Source organism: Porphyromonas sp., from assembly GCF_030529325.1.
In the GTDB taxonomy this organism is placed as follows: Bacteria; Bacteroidota; Bacteroidia; order Bacteroidales; family Porphyromonadaceae; genus Porphyromonas_A.
The window spans coordinates 1-11913 of sequence record NZ_JAUMXC010000055.1 but is presented as its reverse complement, the minus strand read 5'-3'; the positions used below and the strand labels follow the sequence as shown (position 1 = coordinate 11913).

Annotated in this window: 10 protein-coding genes; 7 read left to right on the top strand and 3 right to left on the bottom strand. The window is 49.2% G+C overall.

Annotated features, from left to right (window positions below):
* Positions 1-139 precede the first annotated feature (139 nt).
* Positions 140-2353 (bottom strand): bifunctional (p)ppGpp synthetase/guanosine-3',5'-bis(diphosphate) 3'-pyrophosphohydrolase, encoded by a 2214-nt coding sequence (locus Q4A14_RS07840; RefSeq protein WP_303171226.1) that lies wholly within the window; start codon positions 2351-2353, stop codon positions 140-142.
* A gap of 285 nt (positions 2354-2638) precedes the next feature.
* Between Q4A14_RS07840 and Q4A14_RS07835 the strand changes: the two genes are divergently transcribed.
* The 3 genes from Q4A14_RS07835 (at position 2639) to Q4A14_RS07825 (ending at position 6292) form a co-directional block, all read left to right on the top strand.
* Positions 2639-3466: a glycosyltransferase family 2 protein gene (locus tag Q4A14_RS07835; RefSeq protein ID WP_303171224.1), complete on the top strand. Its 828-nt coding sequence runs from the start codon at positions 2639-2641 to the stop codon at positions 3464-3466.
* 33 nt (positions 3467-3499) lie between these two features.
* Positions 3500-4324, top strand: a complete 825-nt coding sequence (locus tag Q4A14_RS07830) for a glycosyltransferase family 2 protein (RefSeq protein ID WP_303171222.1) — start codon at positions 3500-3502, stop codon at positions 4322-4324.
* A gap of 219 nt (positions 4325-4543) precedes the next feature.
* Positions 4544-6292, top strand: a complete 1749-nt coding sequence (locus Q4A14_RS07825; protein WP_303171221.1) for a DEAD/DEAH box helicase — start codon at positions 4544-4546, stop codon at positions 6290-6292.
* 346 nt (positions 6293-6638) lie between these two features.
* On the opposite strand, the gene Q4A14_RS07820 is transcribed toward Q4A14_RS07825, so the two are convergent.
* Positions 6639-8102: an ATP-dependent RecD-like DNA helicase gene (locus tag Q4A14_RS07820; protein ID WP_303171219.1), complete on the bottom strand. Its 1464-nt coding sequence runs from the start codon at positions 8100-8102 to the stop codon at positions 6639-6641.
* Positions 8103-8240: 138 nt separating this feature from the next.
* On the opposite strand from Q4A14_RS07820, the gene Q4A14_RS07815 reads away from it, so the two are divergent.
* The 3 genes from Q4A14_RS07815 to rsmD are packed head-to-tail and all read left to right on the top strand — an operon-like array spanning position 8241 to position 10438.
* On the top strand, positions 8241-8945 hold the full coding sequence (locus Q4A14_RS07815) for a hypothetical protein (RefSeq protein ID WP_303171218.1): 705 nt from the start codon (positions 8241-8243) through the stop codon (positions 8943-8945).
* Between the two features lie 54 nt (positions 8946-8999).
* Positions 9000-9863, top strand: a complete 864-nt coding sequence (locus Q4A14_RS07810; protein WP_303171217.1) for a DUF3822 family protein — start codon at positions 9000-9002, stop codon at positions 9861-9863.
* Positions 9854-10438 (top strand): 16S rRNA (guanine(966)-N(2))-methyltransferase RsmD, encoded by a 585-nt coding sequence (gene rsmD / locus Q4A14_RS07805; RefSeq protein WP_303171215.1) that lies wholly within the window; start codon positions 9854-9856, stop codon positions 10436-10438. The genes Q4A14_RS07810 and rsmD overlap by 10 nt, the downstream gene beginning before the upstream one ends.
* Before the next feature lie 211 nt (positions 10439-10649).
* Here rsmD and Q4A14_RS07800 read toward each other — a convergent pair whose 3' ends face one another.
* The gene (locus Q4A14_RS07800; protein WP_303171213.1) at positions 10650-10835 is read right to left on the bottom strand and encodes a hypothetical protein; all 186 of its coding nucleotides are present in this window, start codon (positions 10833-10835) and stop codon (positions 10650-10652) included.
* Between the two features lie 266 nt (positions 10836-11101).
* Here Q4A14_RS07800 and Q4A14_RS07795 point away from each other — a divergent pair.
* Positions 11102-11913: saccharopine dehydrogenase family protein (locus Q4A14_RS07795; protein ID WP_303171211.1), on the top strand; the 812-nt coding region annotated here is incomplete at its 3' end.

The window sequence follows — 11913 nt, the reverse complement described above, 5'->3', positions numbered from 1 at the left end:
TACCTCAAAGTTAAGGACTAATGGGGCTTACACACTTTTTTAGGACAGTATCGTAACTTCTGATCACAAGGTAGGCAACTTGTGATCGGAAGTTCTTTACCTTGATCTTTTACCTTCTCTATCTCGGTGCAGAGGGATATCAGACGCTGTCGATGCGCTCTACTTGTTTTACCCCCTTGACTCCTCGTAAGCGTTTGATGAGGGCCTTGAGCACGGAGATATCTTGCACATGGACGGTGAAGTAGCTGTTGAAGAGTCCGTCGGTGGAGTCGATGTTGAAACTGCGGAGGTGTACCGCATTTTCCTTGGTGATCTGGCCGGTGATATTGCTCACGATGCTCAGGTCATCATTGCCCACGATACGTAATCTGACTTCGTAGCCACCTTTGCTCTGCCCTGTCCATTTGGCTTGCAGGATGCGATAGCCGTATCTCTCAAAGAGGTCGGGGGCATTGGGGCAGTCCATGCGGTGGATGCGTATCCCGGCTTTGGAAGTGAAGGCAAAGACTTCGTCTCCGAATATGGGGTTGCAGCACTTGGCGAGCTTGTACTCTATCCCCGACAGATTTTTGTCTATGAGCAGGACATCCTGATACTTCTCTGTCGTTTCGACCGCAGGAGTGTTCATCACAAAGGCATCGGCACGCTCTTTCTCTGAGTGCTCGGTCGACCGTGCCGTACGCTCTTCAAGGGCGACCTTGTAGTCGTCGAGGAAGGTATTGATGTCGAGCTTGTTCTCTGTGATGGCGAGGAAAAAGTCTGTTATGATCTTGAACCCTTTCTTTTTGATCAGTTTGATGAATGTCGCATCATCGTACTCCATCTTGCGGTTTTTGATACGCCTTTGTACCTCCTCCTTGGCATCTTTGAGGGCTTTGGCAGATTGCTCACGGAGCAGTTGCTTGATCTTGACCCGGGCCTTGGAGGTGATGACAAACTGCAACCAGTCCGCCTTGGGGCTTTGTGTATTGGAGGTGACGATGGAGACAGAGTCTCCATTTTGCAGTGGGTGTCTTATGGACACGTTGCGCTCATTGACCTTACCCGATACACACTTCGATCCTATATTGCTGTGGATGGCAAAGGCAAAGTCGAGCACGGTGGCTCCGTGTGGCAACTTGATCAGGTCTCCTTTCGGGGTGAAGACATATATCTCCTTTTCGTAGAGATCCATCTTGAAGTCCTTGATGACCTCTTCGGTATTGGACTCCTTGGACTCCAACACGCGTCGCACACTGGTGAGGAAGTCGTCTATGCCCTCATCGGGCTTGATCCCCTTGTATCTCCAGTGAGCCGCAAGCCCCTTCTCTGCTACCTCATCCATACGGCGGGTGCGGATCTGCACCTCCACCCACTTGTTTTCGGGTCCCATGACGGTGATGTGGAGAGATTCGTAACCATTGGACTTGGGGATGGATATCCAGTCCTTGAGTCGGTTGGGGTTGGGGCGGTACATGTCTGTGACCACCGAATAGGCCTGCCAGCACTGGTTGCGCTCTCGGGGCAATGGTGCATCGATGACTATGCGTATCGCAAAGAGGTCGTATATGGACTCAAACTCTATGTTTTGCTTCTTTAGTTTGCTTCGTATCGATGATATCGACTTTGTGCGTCCTTTGATGTCGAAGCGTAATCCCTCTTCGGACAACCGTTTTTTCAGAGGAGAGATGAAGGCATCTATGTATGCGTCGCGCGAACTCTTTGTCTCGTTGAGTTTGCGTTTGATGAAGTCGTATGTCGTCCTGTCCGTGTACTTGAGTACGAGGTCTTCCATCTCGCTCTTGATGGAGTAGAGCCCCATACGGTGAGCGAGAGGTGCATAGAGGAATGATACCTCCATTGCCAACGTGCGTTGCTCCTTTTCGGGGAAGTAGAGATTGGCAAGGCGCATAAGCATCAGACGGTCGGCAATCAGGATGAGGATGACCCTCACATCGACGGCAAAGGAGAGGAGGAAGTGGCTGAAGTTCTCGCTCGTCACCACAGTATTTCGGCTGTACAGTTCGGACAGTCTCAGGAGCGAAGACAAGAGATCCGCAACATCTTCGCCGAAGTCAGCCTTGGCTTCGACTACACTGTACTTCTCCTTGAGTACTGCGCGGTAAATGAGGATGACTATGACAGCGGACTGCTTCAGCCCTATCTCTTCGACCGAGGCTATCGCCGACAGCAGGGTGCGTATCAACCCATGGATGCCGTGACGGTCCTCATCAAAGACATCGTCCCGGACAGCCTTGTGCATGATTCGGATGAGTCGCCGGCGTTGCTCATCCGACACCCCATGATCCAGTCGGTATAGTTCTCTGAGCAACTCTCTCCAGGACGAGAGATCTATCTTATTCTTTATTTTCATTGTCTGAGTCTGTTGTTTTTCGTTGCATCCCCTCCTACATCCGACACGGAAAGTAGTACAGGGTGTAGACTAAGGTAGCTAATTCTGAGGGATTATTCAACCCTTTTTGAGGTGGATGAAAGTGCTTTTTTATTCTTAACTTTGAGAACCCAATACAGAATATTAGGCGGATAGGTTCCGCTTGAGCTCAAGGGGCTTGATGGACTTTATTGATCCGATGCAGGTCACACAGCCACAGGATATTTTGGAAAGGGGTTTATAACACAATCATTTCTGAACGAATAGATGACAACCTCAGATAAGAAACAAGTCAGACCCGGTGTCAGCCTGCTGATATCGACATACAATTGGCCTCAGGCCTTAGAACTGGTGCTCAAGTCTGCGCTTAGGCAGACGGTACTGCCCGATGAGATCGTCATTGCCGATGATGGTTCGAGAGAGGATACCAAGGCACTGATCGACAGCATCAGAGAGACCACGACTCTGCCTGTCATCCATGTGTGGCAGGAGGATAAGGGATTCAGAGCTGCCAAGATAAGGAACAAAGCCATCGCTCGCTGCTCCAAAGATTATATCGTACAGATCGATGGAGATTGCATCCTCGAGAGGCATTTCATACAGGATCATCTTTCTTTGGCAAAGGAGAATAGATTCCTCTGTGGGCGGAGGGTGTACCTTGATCCGAAAGCTACCGAGACTACCCTCCGAAAGAGAAGTCTCTGCCTATGGCATCATCCATTGTCGATATCTTATCGCAGTTATCTCAACAATATCAGATCGGGAGTGATGCGTAGGGCTTTTGCAAAGTTCTACGGCAAAGGAGCCTTGGACTACATCTCAGGGTGCAACATGTCTTATTGGCGGAAAGATGTGCTTGCCGTCAATGGGTACAACGAGGTCTATGAGGGTTGGGGTGCTGAGGATGATGATCTTGTCGTACGTCTGTACAACCTTGGTGTGGAGAAGTGCTGTATAAAGGGTGGGGCTGTGCTCTATCATCTTGAGCATGCATACAACAGCCAAGACAGATTGGGAATCAACAGAGAACTTCTCAAAAAACAGATAGAAAAAGGGACATACCGCATCGAACAGGGTGTCAGTCAATATCTTTAAAAACTTCGATCCTATATATCGCTCCCCTTTATCATGACCACAAACAGCTCAACAACTCCCCGCGTAAGTATCATCGTGTCTACATACAACTGGCCGCAGGCTCTCGAATTGGTGCTCAAGTCGATGCTTGTCCAGACCTTCCGACCTCATGAGATCATCGTTGCAGATGATGGGTCGAGAGAGGAAACTAAATCTCTGATAGCTGAGATCCGAAAGGGCTCTGACATCCCTATCATCCATGTGTGGCAGGAGGACGAGGGCTTCAGGCTTGCGAAGATACGTAACAAAGCTATTGCCAAGGCTTCAGGCGAATACATCATACAGATCGATGGGGATTGTATTCTCGGGCGTCACTTCGTAGAGGATCATCTGACCATCGTCAAGCCCAATAGGTTTTTGTGTGGCCGACGTATCTTGCTTGACGAGCGTATGACGGCAAAGACCCTCGAGACAAAGCGTTTGCACCTTTGGGAAGGGCTTATCCCTCCGTCGTTCAGAGACTTCTATAATACTTTGAGGTCAAGGCTGATGCGAAAGGCCTTTGCGAAGTTTTACGGAAAGAAAGGTTTATCTCATGTCATAGGTTGTAACATGTCTTTTTGGAGGAGTGACCTGTTAGCAATCAATGGTTACAATGAGGCTTATGAGGGTTGGGGTGCTGAGGATGATGATCTTGTGATAAGATTACTCAAAAATGGAGTAGAAAAAGCTTGTGTCAAAGGAGGCGGTACTGTCTATCACTTGCATCATGGAGCTTATAGTCAGGAACGTGTAGATGCCAATAGGAAACTCCTACAAAAGCAGATGGAGTCTGTTGTCTGCCGTGTTGAACTCGGTGTGGATCAGTATCTGCCATGAAGCTGATCTTTTGATATTTCCCTTGATAAAATATTGAAAAAGCGTGCCTTTGATGCGGTTCTTTCTATCGTTCGGGCTTGTATTAAAATGATTGTTTCAAATCTTTTATTCACAATCCGGACGGTGGAAGGTATTGGTATTCGGTTATTTATGTGTAACTTTGCAGGCCAAGGCTGCATGGTTGCACCCTTTGTTCATACAAAATAAAGATATCACAATTTGAAAACTTTTGAAGCGTTGGGCATTTCTGCCCCATTATGTGAAGCTATCCGAGAGATGGGCTTCGAGTCTCCTATGCCCGTGCAGGAGGCTGTCATACCTCACCTGCTCGGTGGAGGTATAGATATCATCGCACTTGCACAGACAGGTACAGGAAAGACTGCGGCCTTCGGGCTTCCCATCCTGCAGAATATAGACGCTGCGAAGCGTTATCCTCAGGCACTGATCCTCTCTCCCACACGTGAACTCTGTGTACAGATTGCCAAGGATCTCACCAATTATAGCAAATATCTCCATGACCTTGATGTGGTTGCCGTCTATGGGGGTGCGTCTATCGAGCTGCAGATGAAGCAGATCTCCAAGGGTGTGCAGATCGTCGTAGCCACTCCGGGACGTCTCCTCGACCTTGTACGCCGTGGAGCTCTTGACCTATCTAAGATCTCCGATGTCGTCCTTGATGAAGCCGATGAGATGCTCAACATGGGCTTTTCGGAGAGTATAGACGAGATACTCAAAGAGATACCGCAGGAGAGACACATGCTCCTCTTCAGCGCAACGATGCCCGAAGAGATCGCACGCATCACCCGCCAGTACATGAACGACCCCAAGGAAATCGTTGTAGGGGAACGCAATGTCGTCAACAAAAACATCCGACACATATACTATATGGTGTCTGCAAAGGACAGATACCTTGCACTCAAGCGCATAGCGGACTACTATCCAAGTATATACGGTATTATCTTTTGCCGCACGAGGAGAGATACGCAAGAGATTGCGGATAAGCTCATTCAGGACGGTTACAACGCTGATGCCCTGCATGGCGACTTGTCTCAGCAACAACGCGACTATGTGATGCAGAAGTTCCGCGTGCGCAATCTCCAACTCCTTGTTGCTACCGATGTTGCAGCTCGTGGACTCGATGTCGACAATCTCACACACGTCATCCATTTCGGTCTGCCTGACGATCCCGAGTCATATACGCACCGTAGCGGACGTACTGCACGTGCCGGCAAGAGCGGTATCTCCATATCTATTTGCCACTCTCGTGAAAAGGGTCGTCTGCGTGACATCGCAAGGCTTACCGGAGTCGAGTTTGAGAGGGCACACATCCCTTCGGGTCAAGAGATCTGTGAGAAGCAGCTCTACAACTTCATCGACGAACTTGAGAATACCATTCCGGATGATGACCGCATCGCGCCCTATATCCAAGGTGTTTTGGGAAGGCTTTCATGGCTCGACAGCGAGCAGATCATCCGTCGTGTCGTGTATATGGAGCTGGAGCGTCTCATCAAGTATTATGAGGATGCCGAGGAGATACAAGAAGTCAGTGAGAAAAAGGAGCGAGGTATCGAGCGTGAGCACAAAACTCGCGAAGAGCGTCGCCGTGGAGTGGCACAAAAGGGCTTTGAGCGTTTGACAATCAATTTCGGCAAGCGTGATAAGGTTTACCCTAATACCCTCATCGACATCATCAACCGTTGTCTTGGCGACTTCGTCGAGATAGGCAAGATCGATATTTATGAGTCTCGTGCTTACTTTGAAGTCAAGAAAGAAAATGCCTTTACCGTCATCGACGAGATGAACAGTTATGATCTCGGAGGTCGTCGCATCAAGGTAGAGATCGCCAAGCCGGAGGCTGACTGCAAGGAAAACCGCGGAGAGTACTCTCGTGGCAAGCGTGACGGCAAACGCAGAGAAAACCGTAAGTTCACCTCCGGCCACCGCCGTGAAGGCAAGCGCAAACGTTAAGACCTGTCTGTATAACTGACCGGCAGTACTCCCTTAGGAGAAAGTCTGTCGAAGTATAAAAAGTCCCCCGATCTGATGAGGTCAGGTCGGGGGACTTTTGTTTTATCCTGACTATGGAGCGGGTTATGATATCCTCGTTTACTCGCAGGATCTGTCTCTCTCTTACGGAGGGTGTCAGAGGGGCTGAAAAAGGTTGTCTAACTTGATGCATCAAGTTAGACTGATTGATTTCTCAAGTTAGACTCCTGAATTTCGAGAGATGTACATCTTGTTTCCGATCCAATACTCAAGGAGTTCGATGTGTAGAGATTAAAATGTTAGATTTGAGATGATTATAGGTTTGGTATCAATATTCGCTCCATTTACCGAAGATAAACTCCGGCGGGGAGATGATATACAGCCTGTCTGTGGCACGAGTCATGGCCGTATACAGCCAGCGACAAAACGAAGCATCGATCATCTCCGGAGTGAGATAGCCGAAGTGGAGGTAGACATCGTGCCACTGTCCGCCCTGAGCCTTGTGGCAGGTCATCGCATAGGCATATTTTATCTGCAAGGCATTGAGGTAGGGATCTTTGCGCAAAGCGTCATAGAGAGTTTTTTTCGTCGTTGCCCATGGATAGTCGAGGACAACGCTGTCAAAGAGGCGTTGCCTCTGATCCGGAGTCAGAGAGGCTGCCCCACTGTACAGACTCTCGAGGAGGATGTTGGCATGCACGATGCCTCCCTCGCTATCTCTTAGTTCGGCTTCTCTGAACGTAAATCCGTGCAACTCCTTTGTCCTCCGAGAGTGCTCGACATGAAGCAATTCTCCGTTGGCGATGAATGCACTCTTAGGGTGTCCCTCCGTATCGGTAGGGGTGTGGAAGTAGTTGTTGCGACAGACCATGAGGAGTTCGCCGGGGGTGATTTCATCTTCGTAGCCGAGAGAGCGATAGCGTATCTGCCTGTTGAACTCCTCCGCGTCTTTGTTGGAGCGGGTGAGTAGGACGGTCTCCTCTCTTCCTACCCTTGCGTACGAACTCTCCATAAGGTCGGGCAGGTCATATCCGGTGACTATCTTGACCTCTTCGCCCGAAGGCATCGGGAGCAGGGGTGTTTCCCACTCGGGGAGGCCACCCTCCATGTCTATGATCCTGGCTCTCAGTATGTGGCTGAGGGTGACGATCTCGCTCGCCTCTTCCTGACGCACGATGTCGGTAAGTATTCCCGTAAACAGCCGACCGGTGTATCTGCTGAGGTACTTCGGATCCATCGCAGGGCTGAGGGAAGTATCTACGGGAGGGAGCTGTGCATCGTCTCCGATGAAGAGGACTTTGGCGCCATCCACGCTGAAACAAAACTCCATCAGGTCATCAAGGAGACATCCGCTCCCGAAAGGGCTGATGCCGTCAGGAGTATTGCTGATCATCGAGGCTTCGTCCACTATATACAGTGTGTCATGTCTGCCTCTGTTGTAGCCCATTTCGTAGCTCGACACTCCGCCGGCACCCATGCGTTCACGGTAGATCACTCTGTGTATCGTATGAGCAGGGATGCCACAGTAGCCCTGCAACACTTTGGCGGCACGACCGGTCGGTGCGAGGAGGGCGAGAGGTCGCCCTTCGGACATCATCGTCCTTGCCAAAGCCCCTATCAGACTCGATTTTCCCGTACCGGCATAGCCTCTGAGCACAAAGATCGCATGCTCGGGATCGTACTCCTCATCGTAGAGGAAGCACCCCAAGGTCTCGATGACTTGCGCCTGAGACTCCGTAGGCCGGAAGGGGAAAAAGTGACTGATCTGAGCCTTAAATCTCTCTACGTTCATAGCTAAAGTCTTTAATTTCTATAACAATAAGAGTGATAGTGTCGATAAAGTTTGTTATTTTTGTCGATACGAATACTTTCGTGGCATATTATGTGCCTGTGCGACTAACGAATTACAAAATAAATAAATATAATCCTCATGAAGACAATTTACAAAATCCTTTTGCTCATCGCCATCGTAGGGCTTGCGTGGGTATCGGTCGAGAGTATCATGAATCCTATCCGATTCAAGAAAGAAAAAGAAAGACGTGAAGCTTTGATCATCGCCAAGCTCATGGACATCCGAAAGGCGCAGATTGCATACAAGCAACTGTTTCACCGCCATGCCGGATCATTTGAGGAACTCATCGGCTGGCTCAATGAGGGTCAGATCCCTACTGTACGCAAGGAAGGTGAACTCACAGACTATCAGCTCGAAAATGGTATGACCGAAGAAAAGGCGGTCGCTATCATCAACAAGGCAAGACGCACAGGTGACTGGAAAGAGGCTGAAAAAGAAGGATTGAGCAGCATCGTCAACGGTCAGAGAGTCTCGTTTTCTCGTGACACTACTTGGACAGTAGCCAAGGAAGGTCTCTTCGATGCAAACTATGATGTTGCAAATTTGGGGATCGTTCCCGGTACCAACGACACTTTTGCAATGGATACTGCAAGTGTAGAGACAGGATCAGGTATCGCTATCAGAGTGTTTGAGGCTTCTGTTCCTTACTCAGTGTACTTGAACGGCCTTAACTCCAACCTTATCAAGAACTTGGAGTCTATAGCTGAAACAACAAACAGATTTCCCGGTCTCAAGGTAGGCTCGCTCAAGGAAATCAACAACAATGCAGGAAACTGGGAGTAATCTCGCTCTCCTCTTTTCCGAGATATATCAAGTTCCAAGCTCTATCAGAGTCCTATGGTACGATATGACATAGAAAGCTCCGGGTGGTTGGCGGAGGACTTGAAGTACAACGAAACATTGGCTCACAGTTTAGATACGTCCATCCGCATCACTGCGGATGGACTTTCTTTTTTTTGCTTCCGCAGGGATGTGCCGGCGGATAGTAAGGTGACCTTTGTGCCTTTTGGTGGCGGAGATATGGTCGAAGGTCTCAAGGCTGCATTCTTTGCTCATCCCACGCTATCGTTGCCCTTCAAGACGACTCGCATCTTTGCCGATGATGGTACCGGATATGTCCTCATCCCCGACGACCTCAAGGCCGTGGCTACAAGTCAGGAATGGGTAGCTCCCAGTATCAACACCACCGGCAAGCATGTCTTTTCGGTGCATTTCAATGATACCCCTGCCTCCATAGAGACCGCCGTGAGGTCAGATCTCTATGAGTTCTGTCAGAGGTCTTTTGCTTTTCCTCATTTCGATCACCTCCAGCGCCCCCTTGTCTCTGTGGCCATGCGTTATACCCGCCGAGAGCATCCGGTGGTAGTGATGGCGATACTCGGCAGCGGCTATGTGGATCTCACCCTTGCGAGGGAGGGGCAACTCCTCCTTGCCAACCGGTTTGAGACACCCGATCTCATGGATGTGCTTTACTTCGTCACCGCGGTGTGGCGACAGTTTTCGCTCGATCCTTCGAGGGATCATCTGTGCCTCTATGCCCTGCCTGCGCGAGATGTATCTCCACTGATGCAAAAGCTCGGGATCTCTATCGCTCATCTGAGCCTCAATCGCTATCATGGTCTCATGGTTGCCCCCGAAGTGGCTACCAACCCCAAGCTCCAACTCCCTCCCGAATTTATACTCGATAACTTATGCGAATAATACGTGGCAAGTACGGACGTCGACGCTTCTCCGTTCCCAAGACTTTCAAAGCCCGTCCTACGACAGACTTTGCCAAAGAAAATCTTTTCAATATCCTCGAAAACTCCATAGACTGGGAAGAGACCTCGGCTCTCGATCTTTTTGCAGGGACGGGAAGCATCGGGCTCGAACTCCTGTCTCGGGGATGTCGTACCGTCACCGCCGTAGAGATGGATCATGCTCACTGTACCTTCATCCGAGAGGTCGTGGGCGAACTCAAAGATCCCAACTACCGACTCATCAAAGGAGATGCCTTCAAGTACATTGCCAATCAGACGGGAGAGCGTTTTGACTTCATCTTTGCCGATCCTCCTTATGCGATCGAAGAGCTTGGGAAACTCCCCGACCTCATCATGGGGAGCACATTGCTTGCTCCGGACGGACTTTTTATCCTCGAACATCCGGGGACTTATGACTTCAGTGAGCATCCCGCATTTGTGAAGTTGAAGAAGTACGGCTCCGTCCACTTCTCTTTCTTTGAACATCCGGCCGAAGTCTCTGAACAGAAAGAGTTTTATCGAGAGCTTGCGGAATGAAAAATTTATGAGGTGACACAGACCGGTTTGTGTCGCCTCCTTTTATTTTTAACCTTGGAAAAAGATTGCATACTTCGATCCGTCAAAGCAAGGGCTTGAATTTGGGGAGATGTGCGTCGCTCTTCCTCCCTTTGAGTGGAGGTAAAAAAGAGAAAGCGTGCAGAGTAATCCTCTGCACGCTTTCTCTTTTTTATGTCTTGTGTTGGTAAAATCATTTTTTGTTTCCGCTACGCCAGATGCCTATGAAACACCCGAGTGCAATGAGAGCGAGGATAGCGATGACCACCACCTTGATGAGTATGCTTGATATCCAAATGATCCCCTTGGCTACCAAGAAGATAATGACCAAAAGGATAATGACACCAAGTGTGAGGAATATCTTTTTCAATGCATTCATACAATAATATATTTAGAGATTGTGTATGTAACAAAGATAACAAAAATTACCCTTGTTTACAATAATATTCACCGGTTTTCGCCTGTCTGTGTGCTTGGGAAAGGCTCCTCCGGAAGGGTAGCGAAAAGTGGCCTCAGGATAGGGGAATACTCATCTGAAATCATTAACTTTGAAAAACATATGCCCGGTCGGGTATGAATGTCGGCCGGTATGTGAAATAAAGATGTAACAACAAAATTATTAATACATAAGACTACTTAAACGAAATGAAAGGACGTGTACTTATCATCGGTGCCGGAGGTGTAGGCACGGTGGTGGCTAAGAAAGTGGCGATGAACTCGGATGTCTTCACCGACATCATGCTCGCAAGTCGTACAAAGTCTAAGTGCGATGCTATCGCTGCCGACATAAAGAATGTAAAGATCAAGACTGCTCAGGTAGATGCTGACAACGTGGAGGATCTTGTGAGACTTTTCAACGACTTCAAGCCCGAACTTGTCATCAATGTCGCTCTTCCCTATCAAGACCTTACGATCATGGATGCTTGTCTCGAGTGTGGGGTCAACTACCTCGATACGGCAAACTATGAGCCGTTGGATGAGGCGAAGTTTGAGTACCACTGGCAGTGGGCTTATCAGGAGCGCTTCAAGGAAGCGGGTCTGACAGCTATCCTTGGTTGTGGTTTTGACCCTGGAGTGACCAATATCTTCACCGCTCACGCTGCTAAGCATCACTTCGATGAGATACACTACCTCGACATCGTGGACTGCAACGCCGGTGATCACCACAAGGCTTTTGCGACCAACTTCAACCCTGAGATCAACATCCGTGAGATCACTCAGAAGGGTAAATATTGGGAAGATGGCAAGTGGATCGAGACCGAACCTCAGGAAATCCACAAGACCCTCAACTACCCCGAAGTGGGACCGAGAGAGTCGTACCTCCTCTATCACGAAGAGCTTGAGTCACTTACAAAGAACTTCCCTACACTCCGTCGTGCAAGGTTCTGGATGACATTCGGACAAGAGTACCTCACTCACCTCCGTGTGATCCAAAACATCGGTATGGCAAGCATCGT